At 67.8% G+C, this 19,776-nt stretch carries 21 protein-coding genes; 17 read left to right on the top strand and 4 right to left on the bottom strand.

The annotated features are described in order from the left end of the window. Positions 1 to 10: 10 nt before the first annotated feature. The 17 genes from folP (at position 11) to ACL03I_RS23480 (ending at position 15,581) form a co-directional block, all read left to right on the top strand. A complete protein-coding gene (folP, locus tag ACL03I_RS23560) occupies positions 11 to 868 on the top strand; it encodes a dihydropteroate synthase (protein WP_355079264.1) in 858 nt (285 codons plus the stop codon). After that, positions 865 to 1,302 (top strand): dihydroneopterin aldolase, encoded by a 438-nt coding sequence (gene folB / locus ACL03I_RS23555; protein ID WP_355079154.1) that lies wholly within the window; start codon positions 865 to 867, stop codon positions 1,300 to 1,302. The genes folP and folB overlap by 4 nt, the downstream gene beginning before the upstream one ends. A gap of 58 nt (positions 1,303 to 1,360) precedes the next feature. Further along, the gene (gene folK / locus ACL03I_RS23550) at positions 1,361 to 1,897 is read left to right on the top strand and encodes a 2-amino-4-hydroxy-6-hydroxymethyldihydropteridine diphosphokinase (protein WP_355079152.1); all 537 of its coding nucleotides are present in this window, start codon (positions 1,361 to 1,363) and stop codon (positions 1,895 to 1,897) included. A 2-nt stretch (positions 1,898 to 1,899) separates the two neighbouring features. After that, a complete protein-coding gene (locus ACL03I_RS23545) occupies positions 1,900 to 2,370 on the top strand; it encodes a DUF3180 domain-containing protein (protein ID WP_355079262.1) in 471 nt (156 codons plus the stop codon). A 70-nt stretch (positions 2,371 to 2,440) separates the two neighbouring features. Continuing rightward, entirely contained in the window at positions 2,441 to 3,388 is a 948-nt protein-coding gene (locus ACL03I_RS23540) for a DUF6779 domain-containing protein (protein ID WP_364436043.1), read from the top strand. A 155-nt stretch (positions 3,389 to 3,543) separates the two neighbouring features. Further along, a complete protein-coding gene (locus ACL03I_RS23535; RefSeq protein ID WP_355079148.1) occupies positions 3,544 to 4,473 on the top strand; it encodes a Rossmann-like and DUF2520 domain-containing protein in 930 nt (309 codons plus the stop codon). Then, on the top strand, positions 4,473 to 5,450 hold the full coding sequence (gene panC / locus ACL03I_RS23530) for a pantoate--beta-alanine ligase (RefSeq protein WP_412806971.1): 978 nt from the start codon (positions 4,473 to 4,475) through the stop codon (positions 5,448 to 5,450). The genes ACL03I_RS23535 and panC overlap by 1 nt, the downstream gene beginning before the upstream one ends. Before the next feature lie 13 nt (positions 5,451 to 5,463). Beyond that, positions 5,464 to 5,883 (top strand): aspartate 1-decarboxylase, encoded by a 420-nt coding sequence (panD, locus tag ACL03I_RS23525; RefSeq protein ID WP_355079144.1) that lies wholly within the window; start codon positions 5,464 to 5,466, stop codon positions 5,881 to 5,883. Positions 5,884 to 5,899: 16 nt separating this feature from the next. Then, a complete protein-coding gene (locus ACL03I_RS23520) occupies positions 5,900 to 6,697 on the top strand; it encodes a type III pantothenate kinase (RefSeq protein WP_355079142.1) in 798 nt (265 codons plus the stop codon). Positions 6,698 to 6,878: 181 nt separating this feature from the next. Then, positions 6,879 to 7,487, top strand: a complete 609-nt coding sequence (locus ACL03I_RS23515) for a cysteine dioxygenase (protein WP_356963552.1) — start codon at positions 6,879 to 6,881, stop codon at positions 7,485 to 7,487. A gap of 8 nt (positions 7,488 to 7,495) precedes the next feature. Further along, a complete protein-coding gene (locus tag ACL03I_RS23510) occupies positions 7,496 to 7,918 on the top strand; it encodes a rhodanese-like domain-containing protein (protein ID WP_355079260.1) in 423 nt (140 codons plus the stop codon). Positions 7,919 to 8,180: 262 nt separating this feature from the next. Continuing rightward, entirely contained in the window at positions 8,181 to 9,680 is a 1,500-nt protein-coding gene (gene lysS, locus ACL03I_RS23505) for a lysine--tRNA ligase (RefSeq protein ID WP_412806992.1), read from the top strand. Positions 9,681 to 9,795: 115 nt separating this feature from the next. Beyond that, positions 9,796 to 10,155 carry a histone-like nucleoid-structuring protein Lsr2 gene (locus ACL03I_RS23500; RefSeq protein ID WP_039794672.1) on the top strand — a complete coding sequence of 120 codons (360 nt, stop codon included), beginning with the start codon at positions 9,796 to 9,798 and terminating at the stop codon, positions 10,153 to 10,155. Between the two features lie 229 nt (positions 10,156 to 10,384). Continuing rightward, positions 10,385 to 10,984 carry an FHA domain-containing protein gene (locus ACL03I_RS23495; RefSeq protein ID WP_412806970.1) on the top strand — a complete coding sequence of 200 codons (600 nt, stop codon included), beginning with the start codon at positions 10,385 to 10,387 and terminating at the stop codon, positions 10,982 to 10,984. A 131-nt stretch (positions 10,985 to 11,115) separates the two neighbouring features. Beyond that, positions 11,116 to 11,706 (top strand): anthrone oxygenase family protein, encoded by a 591-nt coding sequence (locus tag ACL03I_RS23490; RefSeq protein ID WP_355079135.1) that lies wholly within the window; start codon positions 11,116 to 11,118, stop codon positions 11,704 to 11,706. Positions 11,707 to 11,793: 87 nt separating this feature from the next. Continuing rightward, positions 11,794 to 12,735 carry an esterase/lipase family protein gene (locus ACL03I_RS23485; protein WP_412806969.1) on the top strand — a complete coding sequence of 314 codons (942 nt, stop codon included), beginning with the start codon at positions 11,794 to 11,796 and terminating at the stop codon, positions 12,733 to 12,735. 290 nt (positions 12,736 to 13,025) lie between these two features. Further along, the gene (locus tag ACL03I_RS23480) at positions 13,026 to 15,581 is read left to right on the top strand and encodes an ATP-dependent Clp protease ATP-binding subunit (protein ID WP_355079133.1); all 2,556 of its coding nucleotides are present in this window, start codon (positions 13,026 to 13,028) and stop codon (positions 15,579 to 15,581) included. 72 nt (positions 15,582 to 15,653) lie between these two features. Here the strand turns inward: ACL03I_RS23480 and ACL03I_RS23475 are convergent, their stop codons facing one another. From ACL03I_RS23475 to ACL03I_RS23460, 4 genes are all read right to left on the bottom strand, one after another. Further along, positions 15,654 to 16,460, bottom strand: a complete 807-nt coding sequence (locus ACL03I_RS23475) for an LLM class flavin-dependent oxidoreductase (protein WP_412806968.1) — start codon at positions 16,458 to 16,460, stop codon at positions 15,654 to 15,656. A gap of 33 nt (positions 16,461 to 16,493) precedes the next feature. Further along, on the bottom strand, positions 16,494 to 16,757 hold the full coding sequence (locus ACL03I_RS23470) for an SHOCT domain-containing protein (RefSeq protein ID WP_412806967.1): 264 nt from the start codon (positions 16,755 to 16,757) through the stop codon (positions 16,494 to 16,496). A 481-nt stretch (positions 16,758 to 17,238) separates the two neighbouring features. Further along, on the bottom strand, positions 17,239 to 17,943 hold the full coding sequence (locus ACL03I_RS23465) for a response regulator transcription factor (protein WP_355079128.1): 705 nt from the start codon (positions 17,941 to 17,943) through the stop codon (positions 17,239 to 17,241). Between the two features lie 32 nt (positions 17,944 to 17,975). Then, complete coding sequence (locus tag ACL03I_RS23460; protein ID WP_412806966.1) at positions 17,976 to 19,550, bottom strand: histidine kinase; 1,575 nt, start codon at positions 19,548 to 19,550, stop codon at positions 17,976 to 17,978. Positions 19,551 to 19,776: the final 226 nt, after the last annotated feature.

The following is a 19,776-nucleotide window of genomic DNA, read 5'->3' as shown; positions in this document are numbered from 1 at the left end:
CTGTGTGGTGATGGGTGTGGTGAACGTCACCAGCGATTCGTTCTCCGACGGCGGGCGATACCTCGATCCCGAGCTGGCCATCGCGCACGGCGTTCGGCTGCACGCCGCGGGCGCGGACGTCATCGACGTCGGCGGCGAGTCGACCAGGCCGGGCGCGGTCCGCGTCGACGCGGCGACCGAGACCGCACGGGTGACACCGGTCATCCGCGGACTGGTCGCGGCGGGTGTGCCGACCAGCGTGGACACCATGCGCGCCGCCGTCGCCGAAGCCGCGATCGAAGCCGGGGTGTCGGTGGTGAACGACGTCTCCGGCGGCCGCGCCGATGCCGACATGGTGCGCGTGGTCGCCTCCGCGCGGGTCCCGTGGATTCTCATGCACTGGCGGGCGGGCGCCGACTACCGGCACACCGGACCGGCGGACCACTACGACGACGTGGTCGCGGAGGTGCTCGCCGAGTTGACCGCGCAGGTGGACTCGGCCGTCGCCGCGGGCGTGGAGTCGTCCCGGCTGATTCTCGACCCCGGCTTGGGCTTCGCGAAGAACGCCGAACACAACTGGGCTCTGCTCGGCGCGCTGCCGGAATTGGTCGCGCAGGGGCTCCCGGTCCTGATCGGGGCGTCTCGCAAGCGTTTTCTCGGCTCCCTGCTCGCCGACGAGGCGGGGCCGCGTCCACCGGACGGCAGGGAGACGGCCACCGCGACCATCTCGGCACTGGCCGCGGTGCACGGCGCGTGGGGTGTGCGGGTGCACGACGTGCGCGCCTCGCTGGACGCCATCACGGTCACCGACGCGTGGCAGAATGCCGCACGGCAGCGCGCCGAACAGCACGACACCGCCCGATCCAGTGCGCAAGGAGCTCGACGATGAGCCGGTCCCCGATCCACGCCGAAGACGAAGCACCGCCGGGTGATTCGGCGATCCGGCGCGGCGCCGACCGCATCGAGTTGCGCGGCCTGCGCGCCTACGGGCACCACGGCGTGTTCGAGCACGAGCGCCGCGACGGCCAGGAGTTCCTGGTCGACCTGACGGTATGGGTGGACTTCGACGTGGCCGCGGCGTCCGACGACCTGGCAGCCACCGTGGACTACGGCGCGTTGGCCGAACGCGCGGTGCGCATCGTCCAGGGTCCGCCGCGCAATCTCATCGAGACGGTGGTCGCGGAGATCGCCGACGATGTCATGACCGATCCGCGGATACGGTCGGTCGAGGTGGTGTTGCACAAGCCGTCCGCGCCGATCCCGCACACGTTCGCCGATGTGCGGGTGATCACCTCGCGTCACCGGGGGGAGCCCGTCGGATGAGCGAGCGGAACTGCGGCGCGGTGTTTTTCACCGTGCCGGGCGCCGCGGAGGTGCGCCGATGACCCGTGCCGTGCTGTCCATCGGTTCGAATCTGGGTGATCGGCTCGCGCATCTGCGCAGCGTCCTGGACGGGTTCGGCCATCGCGTGCTGGCGGTCTCCGCCGTGTATTCGACCGCGCCCTGGGGTGGTGTCCCGCAGGGCGACTATCTCAATGCCGCTGTGCTGGTAGAGGATCCGGCCTTCGGCTGCGCCGACTGGCTGCGTCGCGGGCAGGAGCTGGAGCAGGCCTCGGGACGGGTGCGTGAAGTGCGCTGGGGCGCACGCACACTCGACGTGGACGTGGTGTGGTGCGCCGAACTGCGCGGCGGCGAGCCGGTCGCGTGCCGTAGCGCCGACCCGGATCTCATCCTGCCGCACCCGCAGGCGCATCGGCGCGCCTTCGTGCTGGCGCCGTGGCTGGACGTGATGCCGGACGCGGTGCTCGAGGTCGACGGCGTGCCGCACGCTGTCGCGGATCTGCTGGCCGGGCTCGATCCGGACGAACGCGCCGGGGTGCGTCGCACCGAGTTCTCGCTGACGGGCGCGCCGTCGTGAAACTGAAGCCGACTCGCATACTCGACCTCGTGGCGAACGTGCTGATCGCCGCGATCGTCGCGTGGATCGCCACCCGGGTGGCCTATGACAGCTTCCCGCCGATCTCGATCTTCGCGGGCGCCTCGCTGTATCCGGTGGCCGCGATCGAAGCGGTGCTTGCTTTCGTCATCCGGGCGCGGGTCAACGACCACCAGATCGGCGATGGACGTCACCAGTTGCATCCGATCACGGCGGCCCGCGCCGTCGCGTTGGCCAAGGCGTCGGCGCAGGTCGGTTCGATCGCCGCGGGTATCTGGCTCGGATTCCTGTGCTGGGTCCTCCCGCAGCGCGGCACCTTGCGCGCGGCCGCGGCCGACAGCCCCGGCGCGATCGTCGGGATGCTGGCGGGCTTCGCTTTGGTTGCTGCGGCCCTCTGGCTGGAGTACTGCTGCCGGGCGCCGGAGGATCCCACCGACGATGCGGCAACTACATAGCTAGTTTCACGAACTTAATCACAAAACCGGAATCTGGGCGTGGCCGAAGCAATTGGCTACCCTGGCTGGCATGGTTTCACCCTCCCGTAGCAGCACTTCCCGTGGACGGCGGGACGAGGCGGGAAAATTATTCGTCGGCGTCCTGATCGTGCTCGGTCTGGTTGCCAGTGTTTTCCTGATCTTCAGCAACAGTGTCGAGTTCGTACGGGTAGGTCTGGTCGCGGCCCTGTGGGCCGCGGCGATCGGGGCTCTTGCTGCGACGAAGTACCGCAAAGAGGCGACGATCGACAAGGCGAAGGTCCGCGATCTGCAAACCGTCTACGCGTTGCAGCTGGAGCGTGAGGTCACCGCGCGCCGCGAGTACGAGCTCGGTGTGGAGGCGCGGGTCCGCGAGGAGGTGGGCGCCGACGCGACCGAACTCGCGGCCTTGCGCGCGGAGCTCACCGTGCTGCGGCAGAGCCTGCAGCGGCTGTTCGACGGCGATCTGCCGATGGATCGTCCCGCGTTGCGCGCCGACGCGACCAGGATCCAGGAGCTGACCAGCTCCGGCACGGAATCGGGGAACAATAGCTCCGCGAATGCCGGGATGTGGTCGATGTTCGCCGACCAGCAACCGCGTAGCAGTATGACGCCGATCTTCGAGCCCGACCATCCCGAGCCACCGGTCTTCGCCAGCCCCTTCGATGATCCGGTCACCGCGGAGACCGCCGTCGTCTCCCTCGACGACACCGACCAGGCCGACGCGGAGCGGGCGCGCTACGCCGAGCCGCGCGGCTGGGCCGACGCCTTCACCGAGACGGTGGACGAGGAGCCGCTGGACGAGCCACCCACCCAGCCCGCCGCACGACCCCAGCCGACGCCGGAACCGGCCTCTCGGTCGGCCTCAGCACCCGCCATGGGCACGCCGAGCGCGCGCAGGCGCCGCCGGGCGGAAAGCGACGACGAGACGCCGTCGCGTCGTCTCTCGGTCGCGGAGATCATGGCCAACCTGCAATCGGAGGAGCGGGACCGCCGGTGAGTGGAGCCGGGGCCCGGCCCGGCACTGCGGCCTAGATCACGCGGGCACCCCGTGGCGGCGGCGAAGCACCTGTAGATATCCTCTTGGCGTACCGTCCGGTACCCGCATGGCGGGACTGGAACGACATCGAGAGGACAACGTTGACCTCGAGAAGCGTGAATTCCGACAACGCTGATTCGGGCTACGACCCCGCGCCCGCACGCCTGACGGTGGGAATCGTCTCGGCGGGACGCGTGGGCTCGGCATTGGGCGTCGCACTCGAGCGCGCCGGACACGTCGTGTTCGGCGTCTGCGCGATCTCCGACGCGTCGGTGCGGCGTGCCAGGACCCGGCTGCCCGATTCGGAGATCCTGCCGATCGAACAGGTGGCCGCCCGCAGCGAGCTGCTGTTGCTGGCCGTGCCCGACGCCGAGCTTCCCGGCCTGGTTCGCGGTCTGGCCGGTGCGGAAGTCGTCCGTCCCGGCACCATCGTCGCGCACACGTCCGGCGCGAACGGCGTCGGCGTACTCGCGCCCCTGGCCGAGATCGGCGCGCTTCCGCTGGCCATCCACCCGGCCATGACCTTCACCGGACACGACGAGGACGTGAACCGCCTCGGCAACGCGTGCTTCGGCATCACCGCCGCCGATGAGGTCGGCTACGCCATCGCGCAGTCGCTGGTGATCGAGATGGGCGGCGAGCCGGTGCGGGTGCCGGAGGAGAACCGGCCGCTGTACCACGCCGCGCTCGCGCACGGCAGCAATCACCTGGTCACGGTGATCGTCGACGCGGTGGCCGCGTTGCGCGCCGCCCTGGCCGGCCCCGGCCTGATGGGCCAGCAGCTGGTGGACGAGCAGCCCAACGGCCTGGCCGAGCGTCTGCTCGCGCCCCTGGCATCGGCGGCGCTGGACAACGCCTTGCGGCGCGGCCAGTCCGCGCTGACCGGCCCGGTCGCCCGTGGTGACGCGGACGCGGTGGCCGCGCATCTGACCGCGCTGGCGTCGGTCGACGCCAGGCTGGCCGAGGCGTATCGCGCGCTGTCGCTGCGCACGGCGGAACGCGCGGGCACCGCCCCCGCCGTCATCGAACTGCTGGAAGGACGCTGATGTTGGACCCGAAACTGCGCGGCGCCTACCGGCCCGGTGCGCTGACCGTCCACCACGATCCCGCCGTGCTCGGCGCGGTGTCCGCCGCGCTGCGCGGCGTCGGCCGTACCGTCGCGCTGGTGCCGACCATGGGTGCGCTGCACGAGGGCCACCTGGAGATCGTGCGGCTGGCCAAGCGGACCAACCAGGTGGTCATCGTCTCGATCTTCGTCAACCCGTTGCAGTTCGGGGCGAACGAAGACCTGGACAAGTACCCACGCACGCTGGACGCCGACGTCGAATTGTTGCGCGCGGAGGGTGTCGAGCTGGTGTTCGCGCCCAGCGCGTCCGACATGTATCCGGACGGCCCGCGGACCACGGTGCAGCCAGGCCCGCTCGGCTTGGAGCTGGAAGGGGCGAGCCGCCCGACCCATTTCGCGGGCATGCTCACCGTGGTCGCCAAGCTCCTGCAGATCGCGCGGCCGACCGAGGCGTTCTTCGGCGAGAAGGACTACCAGCAGCTCACGTTGATCCGGCAGATGGTCCGCGATCTGAACTTCGACGTGAAGATCACGCCGGTGGTCACCATCCGTGAGGCCGACGGCCTGGCCATGTCCTCACGGAACCGTTATCTCGACCCCGTGCAGCGCGAATCGGCGCTCGCCTTGTCGGCCGCCCTGTCGGCGGGCAAGCACGCGGGCGGGCTCGGCGGCGACGCGGTGCTCGCGGCCGCCCGTCAGGTGCTCGACGCCGTGCCCGGCGTGGACGTCGACTACCTGGAATTGCGCTCGGCCACCCTGGGTCCCGCCCCGGCCGCGGGCAACGCCAGGTTGCTGATCGCGGCCAGGGTGGGCACTACCCGGCTCATCGACAACATCGCCGTCACGCTCGGCGCTCCGATCGACGGCCATCCCAACGTCTCCGGTTCGCGGCCCGCCGTGGACCCCCGGTCCGTTCCGGCGGTGTCGAATCCCGCCCCGCTTCGTCCCGCGAACTAGAAAGGTCGACGCAATGCTGCGCACCATGATGAAGTCGAAGATCCACCGTGCCACCGTGACGCACGCCGACCTGCACTACGTCGGTTCGGTCACCGTGGACCAGGACCTGCTCGACGCCGCCGATCTGCTGGAAGGCGAGCAGGTCTGCATCGTCGACATCGACAACGGCGCCCGCCTGGAGACCTACGTGATCGCCGGTGAGCGGGGTTCGGGGGTGATCGGGATCAACGGCGCCGCGGCCCACCTGGTGCATCCCGGCGACCTCGTCATCCTGATCGCCTACGGCCAGCTGAACGAGCAGGAGCTGAAGGAATACGACCCCAAGGTCGTATTCGTCGACGAGCGCAACCGCCCGGTCGAGCTCGGTTCGGACCCGGCGCACGCACCGGAGGGCTCGGGCCTGACCTCGCCGCGCTCGCTGTCGTTCGTCTGAACAGCGGCGACCGGACATGTTGCTGACCATCGATGTCCGCAATACGAGTATCGAACTCGGCTTGTTCTCCGGTTCCGGAGAGCATTCGAAACTGGTGCGCCACTGGCGTATCCACACCAATCCGTTGCTGACCGCCGACGAATTCGCCATGCAGGTGCGCGGGTTGGTCGGTGCGCAACTGGACGAGGTGATCGGCGTCTCGGCGCTTTCGACGGTGCCGCCCGTGCTGCGCGAACTGCGCGGCATGCTCGGCCAATACTGGGCTCATGTTCCGCACGTGTTGGTGGAACCCGGTGTGCGCACCGGGATTCCGCTGCTGGTGGACAATCCGAAAGAAGTCGGCGCCGACCGCATCGTCAATTGCCTGGCCGCCTACCAGCGGTATTCCGGGCCCGCGATCGTCGTCGATTTCGGAACGGCGATCTGCGTCGATCTGGTGTCGAAGAAGGGCGAGTTTCTCGGCGGGATCATCGCACCCGGTGTGGAGATCGCCACGGAAGCCCTGGTAGAACGCAGTGCGCTGCGGCGGGCGGAGTTGACCAGGCCGCGGTCGGTGCTGGGGAAGAACAGCATGGAATGCATGCAGTCCGGCGCGGTGTTCGGTTTCGCCGGACTGGTCGACGGCCTGATCGATCGGATTCGCGACGAGTTCGACGCCTTTGCCGGCGACGATGTGGCGGTGGTGGCGACCGGCGCGACCGCGCCGCTGATCGTCCCGGAATCGGAAACGATCGACGACCACGATCCGCATCTCACGTTGACCGGCCTGCGGCTCGTATACGAACGCAACCAGCGGCGCAAGGGAAATGTCTGATATGCGCGGTGTTGGATTCGTCGCAGGCCAGGGACTTGTCGACACCGCGTCGCATGCTGTTAAACTCCCTCTCGTGACTTTCTTCGTGAGCACCCAGGAGTGTTGTCGAGGCTGACGTGCCTCGACCGATCGAGGCTGAGTTCCTGCCCTCGACCGTTACCTTCCTCCTGGAGATTCGCTCATGCGTTCTTCTGTTCTTTCCCTTTCTTCCGCGCGTACGGCGCTGTCGGCTACTCCGCCGGTGGAACGCTCGGTGGCACCCGCTCTGCCCACTCGGCTGCGCCCGGCCGATCTGCTGCGGCTGACCGACGAGGGCGCCGAGGACGTGCTCGCCGGTCGCTATGACCACCTGCTTCCAGCTGACGGGACATGGCCGCACGACGAGCGCTGGGCGACCAGGCTGCTCTCCGACGACGAGGTCGACGTCTGGTTGATCAGCTGGACGCCGGGCAAGTCGACCGAGCTGCACGACCATGCCGGGTCGCTCGGCGCGCTCACCGTGCTCAGCGGCGCGTTATCCGAATACCGTTGGAACGGGACGGAATTGCGTTGCCGCACGCTCGCGGCGGGTGACCAGGCCTCGTTCCCGATCGGCTGGGTGCACGACGTCATGCGGGCGCCCGCCGACGTGCCCGGCGCCGTCGAATCCGCGGGCCCGCTCGATCCGACGCTCAGCGTGCACGCCTACTCCCCGCCGCTCACCGCCATGTCGTATTACGAGGTGACCGGCCACGGCACCCTGCGGCGCACCCGAACCGTCCTCACCGACCAGCCCGAAGGTGACATGTGATGACCCGTTTGACCATCGATCAGATGCTCGAGAACGCACGGGCGCAACTCGACCGGATCTATGCCTTCGAATTGCCGGAAGCCATCGAGCGGGGCGCCATTCTGGTGGATATCCGGCCGCAGGCGCAACGCGGACGCGAGGGCACCTTGCCCGGCGCCTTGGTGATCGAGCGCAATGTCCTGGAATGGCGGCTGGACCCCACCAGTTCGGCCCGCTTGGCGCTGGCCGCTGATCACGACGTGGAATGGATCGTGGTCTGCTCCGAGGGCTATACCTCCAGCTTGGCCGCCGCCGCCCTGCAGCAACTCGGGCTGCACCGGGCGACCGATCTGGTGGGCGGTTACCAGGCGTTGAAGGCGGCCGGGCTGTTGAACGTCGCCGTCGGGGCGTCGCACTTCGTGCGTGAGGCCGAGGCGCTCGCCTCGCTGTAATTTCTCCGCCAACACTTCCATCTCGAAATAGCCGGGCGCGCAGGTGTTTTCGCACACACTATGATGCGCACCGGCTATTTCGCGTCTCCGGGACGTGGACCGGGACGTCCCGGGCGGTGCGCCGCAGCGATACCGTTTCGTTACTCCGGGTCGGAGTCCGGGCGGCGCGCAAAACGATTTCCGGTGCACGCTAGGGTTGTTCGATGTGAGCACCCCGAACTCTGCCTCTTCGACCGCATCGACATCGGATTCGCGGCCCGCTGTGGCGCCCGCCGCCGACGATGCCCCGGAGCAGATACGGATTCGCCGGGAGAAGCGGGAGCGGCTGCTCGCGGCCGGTGGCGAGGCGTATCCCGTCGTCGTGCCGCGTACGCATACCCTGGCGGAAATTCGGGCCGCATATCCGGACGTGGCCGCCGACACCTCCACCGGACAAGAGGTGGGCGTCGCCGGGCGCGTCATATTCCTGCGTAATACCGGCAAGTTGTGTTTCGCGACACTGCAGGAAGGCGACGGCACCAAGCTGCAGGCGATGATCAGTCTGAACGGGGTCGGCGCGGACGCGCTTGCCGCCTGGAAGGCGGACGTCGACCTCGGTGACTTCGTTTTCGTGCACGGTGAGGTCATCTCTTCGCGAACCGGGGAACTGAGCGTCATGGCCGATTCCTGGTTCATGGCGGCGAAGGCCCTGCGGCCGCTGCCGGTGGCGCACAAGGAGATGAACGAGGAGTCGCGGGTCCGGCAGCGTTATGTCGACTTGATCGTGCGCCCTGAGGCCAGGGAGATGGCCCGTACCCGCATCGCCGTGGTGCGCGCGCTGCGCAACGCGCTCGAGCGCAGGGGCTTTCTCGAGGTGGAGACGCCGATGCTGCAGACGCTGCACGGCGGCGCCGCGGCCCGGCCGTTCGTCACCCATTCCAATGCCCTCGACATGGACCTCTTCCTGCGCATCGCGCCCGAGTTGTTCCTGAAGCGCTGCGTGGTCGGCGGCTTGGAGCGGGTCTTCGAGATCAACCGGAACTTCCGCAACGAGGGGGCGGACTCCACGCATTCCCCCGAGTTCGCGATGCTGGAGACGTACCAGGCTTACGGCACCTATGACGACTCGGCGGTGATGACCCGGGAATTGGTGCAGGAAGTGGCGCAGGAGGCGTTCGGCACGCAGGTGGTGACCCTGGCCGACGGCACCGAATACGATCTCCGTGGCGAGTGGGCCACCGTCGAGATGTACCCGTCGCTGTCCGATGCGCTGGGTGTGCAGGTCACTCCGGAAACATCGGTCGCCGAATTGCGCGCACTCGCGGATCGGGTCGGTCTGGAAATTCCGGAGGGCAAGGGCTACGGTCACGGGAAACTCGTCGAGGAACTTTGGGAACACCAGTATGGTGACAAGCTGTACGCACCGACTTTCGTGCGCGACTTCCCGGTGGAGACATCCCCGTTGACCAGGCAGCATCGCAGCACCGCCGGCGTCACGGAGAAGTGGGACCTCTATGTGCGCGGCTTCGAGTTGGCCACGGGCTATTCGGAGTTGGTCGACCCGGTGATCCAGCGGGAGCGGTTCGTCGACCAGGCCAGGTTGGCCGCGCAGGGCGACGACGAGGCGATGGTGCTGGACGAGGACTTCCTCGCCGCGATGGAGCACGGCATGCCGCCGACGACCGGAACGGGTATGGGAATCGATCGGTTGTTGATGGCGTTGACGGGTTTGGGAATCCGAGAAACGATACTGTTCCCAATTGTGCGTCCGGTCACCAGGTGACCACTGGATTGCAAAGCAGCGGCTCCGTCTTGGAATTTCCGGAATTCGAGGTATTCTTGCCTCGGGTAATCGGCCTAGTATGCGGGTCGCACGATTTCGAGAGGACGTTCATCTCATGGCAAAGAAGGTCACCGTTAGCCTGATCGACGATGTCGACGGTGAGTCCATCGCAGACGAGACCATCGAGTTTGCGATCGACGGTGTGTCGTACGAGATCGACCTGTCGTCGGCAAATGCGGCGAAGCTGCGCGACGGTTTGGAGGAGTGGGTTTCGAATGCGCGCCGGGTCAGCGGCCGGCGCCGGGTCAAGGCCGCCGCGGCCGCAACGGGCACTCCGAAGAGCCGGGTCTCGATCGATCGGGAACAAAGCGCCGCAATTCGTGAGTGGGCACGCCGTAATGGACACAAGGTGTCCGCGCGGGGCCGCATCTCCGCCGACATCACCGACGCGTACAACAAGGCCGCGAAGGGATAGTTCTTTTTCCGGCCGCCGTCCCGGCGAATCGTGCGACGTCGGGACGGCGGTCTTGTTTGTGATAGGGCTTCGATATAGCAGCGAGACCGGTTCGCACGGTGGCCCGTCACTGCGGATGAATCGATCTTGCTCGTGGTACCGGGAAGCGGCACCATGGAAGCGTGCGAAGGTCACTGGCGGTATGGAGAGGTGAGGTATCGGCGCAGTGACAGGATTCGTCGGATCATTCTTGCGGTTCACCGATGACGCCGGTCGGCAGCAGGAGCTCACGCTCACGCCCGACCGCAGCCGCGTCACCATCGGTCGCTCCCCGCATGCCGATCTCGCCCTGAGCTGGGACGCGGAGGTGTCCCGGCTGCACGCGGCGGTCGAATACCTGGGTGCGCACTGGACCATCGTGGACGACGGCCTTTCCCGCAACGGCACTTTCGTCAACGGGGACCGGCTGGTCGGCCGCCGCAGACTGATGGCGGGCGACGTCATCCGGGTCGGTACGTCTCGGGTGTCCTTTCACGACTTCGGCGGCGTGTCCGACGACATCACCCGCACCTCCACCGGCTCGATACCCACCGCGCGGTCGCTCACCGAAACGCAGCGCTCGGTCCTGGTCGCGCTGTGCCGCCCGTATAAGCACGGCGCGGGTTTCGCCACTCCCGCCTCGAATCAGCAGATCGCCGAGGAGTTGTTCCTCAGCGTCGACGCGATCAAGACCCATCTACGCGCGTTGTTCGCCAAGTTCGGGGTGGAGGATCTGCCGCAAAACCAGAAGCGGGTGCGGCTGGCTGGACTGGCCATGCAGAGTGGGCTCATTTCCGATCGGGACCTGTGAGACGTCCACCGTAGACGCTCGCTCATCCGATCGAGCTTCTCGACCATGGAGAGTCACGGCGGCGACGGCTTGACTCGGAGACGAGCGACCGGGGCGATGGCTCCGGCCGGTTTCCGAAGCAGGAGGAAGTCATGACCGCCACACGTCTCGCCGCACTGGTGCTCGCCACACTGGCTACGGGCCTGGTCGCGGGCCTTTTCTACGCGTACGCCAATTCGGTGATGCCCGCGCTGGCCCGCACCGACGATCGCGCGATGATCGACGCGATGCAGAAGATCAACGTGGTGATCATCAATCCCTGGTTCATGATCGGCTTCCTCGGCACGGTGGGGTTCACCATCCTGGCCGCGGCGCTGCATCTGGGACGTGAGCACCGGAGCACGCTGATCTGGATCGGTCTGGCTCTGGTGCTCAACGTGATCGCCTTCGCGGTGACCTCCGGGCTGAATGTTCCGCTCAACGACCAACTGGCCGCCGCGGGCGACCCGGCGTCGATCGCCGACCCGGCGGCGGTGCGCGCCGATTTCGAATCCGCCTGGGTGCGTTGGAACATCGTGCGTGGCGTCTTCCACACGCTGGCCTTCCTGGTGCTCTGCGGTGCGCTGTTCGTCGCGGGAATCCAGCAGGGGAAGGCATCCGCCGCGGCGGCGCCGGGCCGGATCGCCGCAGGCGAGTACGCGGCGCCGTACCGGTCCGGCGCGTCGGCCTTCGGTCAGAGCTAGTTTCCGCAACGACCCGCCGGAATCTGCGCCGTCTGGGCCACTCCGTGCGGTAGCTTCCCCGGAGACGATCCGGACCGGGAGGCTATCGTGCGGCGTGTCCCAGGCTTTTCGTTGTTCATCGTTCTGCTCGCCGCGGTGTGCGCCACCGCGGGCGCTGCGCACGCGCAGGAGCGATATCCGGTCGAGTTCAACTTCTTCGCGGGCATTCCCGCCGAACTGTCCAATCCGGGTGGTTCGCTGCCCGGCACCAACGACTGGTCGTGCCGGCCGAACTCCGAGCATCCGAACCCCGTGGTCCTCGTGCACGGCACGGGCGGTGGCGCACAGACGAATTGGGGCGTGTACGCGCCGCTGCTGGCCAACGAGGGCTACTGCGTGTACTCGGCCACGTTCGGCGCCTACGACCTGCCGTGGCCCGCGTCGGCCATCGGAGGCATGCTCCCGATCGAGCAGAGCGCGGCCCAGCTCGCCGCCTTCGTAGACCGGGTGCGCTCCGCGACCGGTGCGCACAAGGTCGACCTCATCGGCCATTCCCAGGGCAACTTCATCGGCAACTACTTCGTCAAACGGCTCGCGGGCGCGGGCAAGGTGGACAAGATGGTCGGTCTGGCCCCGCCGTGGCAAGGCTCGAACGCGTACGGCATGGCGGACCTGAACGCGTTCGGCACACGCCTCGGCCTCGGTCCGCTGTTCGACGCCGTGGCCGGATCGCCGTGCAATGCCTGCAGGCAGGTGTTGCAAGGGTCGGAGTTCGTGCGCGAACTCAACGCGGACGGCGTCTACCACCCCGACGTGACCTACACCAATATCGCGACCCAGCTGGACGAACTGGTGGTGCCGTATACCTCCGGCCTGGTCACGGGCCCCCATGTGACCAACATCGTGGTTCAGGACGGCTGCGCGACGGACTACTCTGGGCATACGGGCATAGCGGGCAGCAAGAGGGCCGCGACCTACGTGCTCAACGCGCTCGATCCCGCTCATCAACGCCCGGTGCCCTGCGGTTTCGTCGACCCGTACACGGGGTAGGCGGCCGAGGTCGTACGTGTGCGGCGCAGATCCGGTCGGCGGACGGTTTGTTCGCTGAGGGCAAAACCCGACCGGAAACGAATCCCGCGACGCCCACGTTATGAGTGAATGACCGTGCTGTCGCCGGTCGGCAATAGGGTGGACCGGCGGCGGTGGCATCCCCCGCCAACTAGAGTGGAGGCGGGGGCCGCAACCCCCGGGCTTCATGGCAGGCTGACGCCCACGGTTGTTGTACACAGCACACTGCGGCGTCTGTTGCCAGAATGTCGGAGCAGGAGAGTGAGGGAGCGATGTTCGAGAGGTTCACCGACCGCGCGAGGCGTGTCGTTGTCCTGGCCCAGGAAGAGGCCCGGATGCTCAACCACAACTACATCGGCACCGAGCACATCCTGCTGGGGCTGATTCACGAGGGTGAGGGCGTCGCGGCCAAGTCGCTCGAGTCGCTCGGCATTTCGCTGGAAGGCGTGCGTAGCCAGGTGGAGGAGATCATCGGCCAGGGCCAGCAGGCCCCGTCCGGTCATATCCCGTTCACCCCGCGCGCCAAGAAGGTGCTGGAGCTGAGCCTTCGCGAAGCGCTGCAGCTCGGCCACAACTACATCGGCACCGAGCACATCCTGCTCGGCCTCATCCGTGAGGGCGAGGGCGTGGCGGCGCAGGTGCTGGTGAAGCTGGGCGCCGATCTCAACCGTGTGCGCCAGCAGGTCATCCAGTTGCTGTCGGGATATCAGGGCAAGGAGCCGGTCGAGTCCGGTTCGCGCGGCGAGGCGGGCACACCGTCGACCTCGCTCGTGCTCGACCAGTTCGGTCGCAACCTGACCCAGGCCGCGCTCGAGGGCAAGCTCGATCCGGTCATCGGCCGCTCGAAAGAGATCGAGCGGGTCATGCAGGTGCTCAGCCGCCGTACCAAGAACAACCCGGTGCTGATCGGCGAGCCCGGCGTCGGCAAGACCGCCGTCGTCGAAGGGCTCGCGCAGGCCATCGTCAACGGCGAGGTCCCCGAGACGCTGAAGGACAAGCAGCTCTACACCCTCGACCTGGGCTCCCTGGTCGCGGGCAGCCGCTACCGCGGTGACTTCGAAGAGCGCCTGAAGAAGGTGCTCAAGGAGATCAACACCCGCGGCGACATCATCCTGTTCATCGACGAGCTGCACACGCTGGTCGGTGCGGGCGCCGCCGAGGGCGCCATCGACGCGGCCTCGATCCTGAAGCCGAAGCTGGCCCGCGGCGAGCTGCAGACCATCGGCGCGACCACCCTCGACGAGTACCGCAAGTACATCGAGAAGGACGCCGCCCTGGAGCGCCGGTTCCAGCCGGTGCAGGTGGGCGAGCCGACCGTCGAGCACACCATCAACATCCTCAAGGGTCTGCGTGACCGCTACGAGGCGCACCACCGGGTCTCCATCACCGACGGCGCGTTGGTGGCCGCCGCCACCCTGGCCGACCGCTACATCAACGACCGGTTCCTGCCGGACAAGGCGATCGACCTGATCGACGAGGCGGGCGCGCGGATGCGCATCCGTCGCATGACCGCTCCGCCGGACCTGCGCGAGTTCGACGACAAGATCGCCGAGGCGCGCCGGGAGAAGGAGTCCGCGATCGACGCGCAGGACTTCGAGAAGGCCGCGCGGCTGCGCGACAAGGAGAAGCAGCTCGTCGCCAAGCGGGCAGAGCGGGAGAAGCAGTGGCGTTCGGGTGATCTGGACGTCGTGGCCGAGGTCGACGACGAGCAGATCGCCGAGGTGTTGGCGAACTGGACCGGTATTCCGGTGTTCAAGCTCACCGAGGAGGAGACCACCCGTCTGCTCCGTATGGAGGACGAGCTGCACAAGCGGATCATCGGCCAGGAGGACGCGGTCAAGGCCGTCTCCAAGGCCATCCGCCGCACTCGTGCCGGCCTGAAGGATCCGAAGCGTCCGTCCGGCTCGTTCATCTTCGCCGGCCCGTCCGGCGTCGGTAAGACCGAGCTGTCCAAGGCGCTGGCGAACTTCCTGTTCGGCGACGACGACGCGCTCATCCAGATTGACATGGGCGAGTTCCACGACCGCTTCACCGCTTCGCGGCTGTTCGGTGCCCCTCCGGGCTACGTCGGCTACGAAGAGGGCGGCCAGCTCACCGAGAAGGTGCGCCGCAAGCCGTTCTCGGTCGTGCTGTTCGACGAGATCGAGAAGGCCCACCAGGAGATCTACAACACCCTGTTGCAGGTCCTGGAGGACGGCCGCCTGACCGATGGCCAGGGCCGTACCGTGGACTTCAAGAACACGGTGCTGATCTTCACCTCGAACCTCGGCACCTCGGACATCTCGAAGGCCGTCGGTCTCGGCTTCACCCAGTCGAACAACGAGGGCTCGAACTACGAGCGGATGAAGCTCAAGGTCAACGACGAGCTGAAGAAGCACTTCCGGCCGGAGTTCCTCAACCGCATCGACGACGTGATCGTCTTCCACCAGCTCACCAACGAGCAGATCGTCGAGATGGTGGACCTGATGATCGGCCGCGTCGCCACGCAGCTGAAGAACAAGGACATGGCGATCGAGCTCACCCCGAACGCCAAGAACCTGCTGGCCAAGCGTGGCTTCGATCCCGTGCTCGGTGCCCGGCCGCTGCGCCGCACCATCCAGCGCGAGATCGAGGACCAGCTGTCGGAGAAGATCCTCTTCGGCGAGATCGGTCCGGGCCAGACCATCGAGGTCGACGTCGAGGGCTGGGACGGCGAGGGCTCCGGCGAAGACGCGAAGTTCACCTTCACCGGTAAGGCGAAGCTGACCAAGGCCGCGAGCGAGGAGAAGCCCGAAGTCGTGCTGACGGGCGCGACGGAAGGCTCCACCGAGGCCGCCTCGGGCGAGTAAGCCGCAACCGAAAAGCCCGTGCCCACCTGTGGGCACGGGCTTTTTCGTATTCGGCGTCGCCCGCTGCGCCGGTCAGGAATCGTGGTCGGCGAAGTAGGCGAGGACCGGTGCGAAGTCAGCGGCGAGTTCAGCGGGCACGATCACCTCGTCGATGCCGTACTTTTCCCGGCGTCGCTCGAGGATTTCGGCGGCGGCGGACGGTTCCGCGGGAATCATGCCCGCTGCGCCCGCGTCCGCGAGGGCGGCGGCGGTCAGGCCGAGCTTCGTCGCGGTCCAGATCGGTAGCCGCTGCCCGATGCCGACCACCTGATGGGTGAAGCGCAGGGTGCGGTCGGTACCGTCCCGTGCGGTGCGGACCAGCTCGGCCAGCTCCGACTCGGTGGCCCCGGGTGCCGCGGCCAGCAGGATGCGGTCGGCGAATTCCGCCGCCGTCGCCAGCATTCTGGGTCCGTTGGCGGCGACCACGACCGGTGGGGTGGGGTTCACTCCAGCCCGCACGGCGGCGATGGTGGCGACCAGCTGCGCGCGCCGTTGCGCGGGCGAACCCCAGGACGTGCCGAGCCACTGTGCTTCGGCGGCGGCGTCCGGGCGTCCCGAGCCGATTCCGAGTTCGAAACGTCCGTCCGACAGCAGCTGCAATGCCGCGGTCTCCCTGACCGTGGCGGCCGGTGTGCGCAGCGGTGCGGCGAGTACGTTCGGGCGCAGCCGAATGGTGGTTGTGACGGCGGCCGCCGCGGCGAGGGCCGGAAACGGCGAGGGGGTGAACCGGGTGTCCGGCAACAGGATGGTCCGGTAGCCCTGCTGTTCGACGGCGGCTGCCTCGCGCGCCCAGTCCGCTCCCGAACGCGGAGTGAGAACGATGCCGAAGGTCATGCTCATGGTGGGATCTCCCGATCGTGCAGGCGGGGCCGGTCAGGGCTTGTGTCGCGGTTCGCTCAGGACGGCGAGCCTGCTGCGGTACTGCTCCTCGGTGATCTCGCCCCGGGCGAACGCGGTGCGCAGCGCGCCGATACCGCTCACACGTCCGATGAACCGCCTCCGGACGAAGACCAGCACTGTGACGACGGTCAGCCAGAACAACAGCGGGAAAATCCAGAAGAACGGCCAGGGGTGCCATCCGCCGTCGTAGTGGTCGGCCAGAAAACTTACGGCCTCGGGTCGAGTGAAAATATTCATGACGAAAGACTGCGCCGAAGGGCATGCCGGGGGCATCGGTCGCGCGTCGGCACTCGGAATACGCCTGGATACGTACGCCCAGAGCCCGAAGGCTCTGCCCGCGGTGATTTACCAGTTATTTGCTAATCGGCAGCAGGCCGGACAATTAGTGTTCGCTGAGAAATTGCTATTGGCTGATATCGGGAGAAGTCGGACCGTGTCGCACTGCGCTGGCGCGCCGCGCGAGGAGGAAGAATCTCGGGCGGGTCTGCGGCTGTGCCTGGTCCTGGCCATAGTCGCGCGCCGAAGAACGCGCATGAAGGGGCGGGAGGCTCACTCTGCCGGATGGTCCGACCCCGAATCACGGAATTCGGCGCGGGTTTGCCCACTGACTGGTCGCCGTCCTGCGTCTTTATTCGGAGGATGGGTGCCTGGGTCGTTTGATTCCGGTTCCCATGGCAGTGCGGCGAAGCAGTCCGGCTCCTGGGCAACGATCGGCCGCTCACTGCCAGCCTGGGCGGACGAGTCCGGATTCGTAAGCCATGACCACCAGTTGGGTGCGGTCTCTGGCGTGCAGTTTGGTGAGAATGCGGCTGACATGGGTACGGGCGGTCGCCGGGCTCATGTAGAGCCGTTCGCCGATCTCGGCGTTGGTGAGACCCTCGGCGACCAGCGTCATCACCTCGCGTTCGCGGTCGGTGAGTTCGGCGAGCGTGGCCGTCGGCGGCGTTTTCGCGCGTGTGGAGAATTCCGCGATCAGCGTGCGGGTCACGCCGGGGGACAGCAGCGCGTCGCCGGCGGCGACCACTCGGACGGCACGAACCAGATCGGCCGGTTCGGTGTGCTTCACCAGGAACCCGGTCGCGCCGGAGCGCATCGCCTCGAAGACGTACTCGTCGAGTTCGAAAGTGGTCAGCACGACCACGCGCACCGCGGCCAGCAGGGGGTCCTCGGCGATCACGCGGGTGGCGGCCAAGCCGTCCAGGACGGGCATGCGGATGTCCATCAGCACCACGTCGGGACGCAGATCGCGGGTCATGCGCACGGCCTGCTCCCCGTTGTCCGCCTCGCCGACCACTTCGATGCCGTCCTGGGCATCCAGCAACGCCACGAACCCGCCACGCACCAACGCCTGGTCGTCGGCCACCAGCACCCGGATGCCGCCGGAGGGAGCGTGGGCCGGGACCGAATCGTGGTGGTCGTGCATCGGATCTCCTCTGCGGTCGGCCGGCGATCCCGTCAGCGCTGCGCGCGACCGGCCGAGCTGCTCGGTCGTTCGGCCGTATCAGCGGGTCGGTCCGGTGTGGCACGCGACTCGCTCTCGCTCGGGCCGGTCGTGTTCGATGTGGCCGTGGTCGTCGAGCGCGATCTCCCGGCAGGCTTCGATCCCGCGGCGCTCGATTCGGGTGCGTCTGATGTCGTGCCGCTTTGTTCGGTTTTCGTCGCGGCCGCGACGCCGCGTCTCGGCGTACTCGTCGTCGCGGTGTCCTGATCCGGTGCTTGTGCTGCCGCGTTGTTCCGGCTCGCTGCCGCCGCCCCGGCGCCTCGCACTCCCGGTGACGCCGTGGCCGCGTCGGGTCCGGGTGTTCGCGTGGGCAGCCGGGCGGCGACCCGGAACCCGCCGCTGGGGCGCGGGCCCGCGGTGAGGGCGCCGCCGAGGGCGTGCGTGCGCTCGCGCATGCCGATGATGCCGTTGCCGCCGCCGTTGCCGGAGCGCGACGGGGCACTGGTCGGGCGGCTGTTGTCGACGGTGATGTCGACCGAGTCCGGGGTGTAGCGCACGGTCACCGTTGCGTCGGCGCCGGGTGCGTGCCGGAGCACGTTGGTCAGCGACTCCTGGATGATTCGCGCCGCTGCCACGTCGATGACGCTGGGCAATTGCTGTGGGGTGCCGAGCACTCGCGTGGTGACGGTCAATCCGGTGCTGCGCGGGCGCTGCAACAGGTCGTCCAAATCGCCGATGCTCGGCGCGGGGGTACGCGGGGCGGGTGGCGGCTCGGCCTCGGTTGTGCGGCCGGTCTCCTCGGCGTTCGCCTCTTCTGTGGGCGATTGCTCGCTGGGCGTCGCGGGTGCGCTTCCGGACCGAATCGTGTGCAGGAGCGCGTGCACCTCGGCGAGGGCGTCGCGACTGGCGTTCTTGATCGCCGTGAGCGCCGTCTCCGCTTGCTCCGGGCGCTTGTCGAGCAGTTCCAGCGCCACCGAGGACTGCACGTTGATCATCGACAGACTGTGCGCCAGCACGTCGTGCAGCTCGCGGGCGATGGCGAGCCGCTCTTCGCTGGCCCGCCGCTCACGCTGCGCTTCCTCGTCCCGGCGCGCGGCCTCGGCGCGCTGCCCGCGCGCGACGAGCACGGCCTTGCGCTGCCGGATGCCCTCGGCCACCAGCAGCAGCACGGCCAGCCACGCCATCAGCGCGAACACCTGCCACAGGTTCGCGGGGCGGTCGAGCAGTGCGGGCAGCGGCCAGACCAGCGCCAGGTACCCGAGCGGGACGAGCGGATAAGTCCACCATCGTGATCCGCTGCTCGCGGCGGTCAAGAAGGCGACGACCAATGAGACGAAGATCGGGCCGTATCCGTAGCCTCGCAGGAAGTACGCCAGGCACACGGCGAGCACGACGATCAGCACGGGCAGCGGCTGCGCGCGGCGCCGGATCAGCGCCACCGGGCCGGCGAGCAACAGCAGGTAACCGAGCGCGTCGAGGGAGTGCACTCCGGTCTGCCGCATGTTCGCGAAAGTGCCTCCGACCAACTGAACCGCGGCGACGACGAGCGCGACGCCCCAATCCCAGCCGACCGAACTCCGATCTGTCATCCCTGCCACCCGCACCCACGTAGCCTATGCGGCTCGGTCGTGATTCGACGTCCGCCTGGAAACGTATTTCGCGGAAATTGCACCGATTCGGGTGTTCGCAGACCATGTAAGCGGTTCCGCACCAGCTGATCCGACACTGGCCACGGATCGATCCGTCGTTCCAGCTACGTATGCGGATCGTCGCCCGGCGACGGATGTCCGCAGGGGGTCGGCGGCGGATTCTCGG

Source organism: Nocardia sichangensis, assembly GCF_047200615.1.
In the GTDB taxonomy this organism is placed as follows: Bacteria; Actinomycetota; Actinomycetes; order Mycobacteriales; family Mycobacteriaceae; genus Nocardia; species Nocardia sichangensis.
Note: the sequence above shows the minus strand (reverse complement) of the source record. Positions and strands in the feature narration are given on the sequence as shown.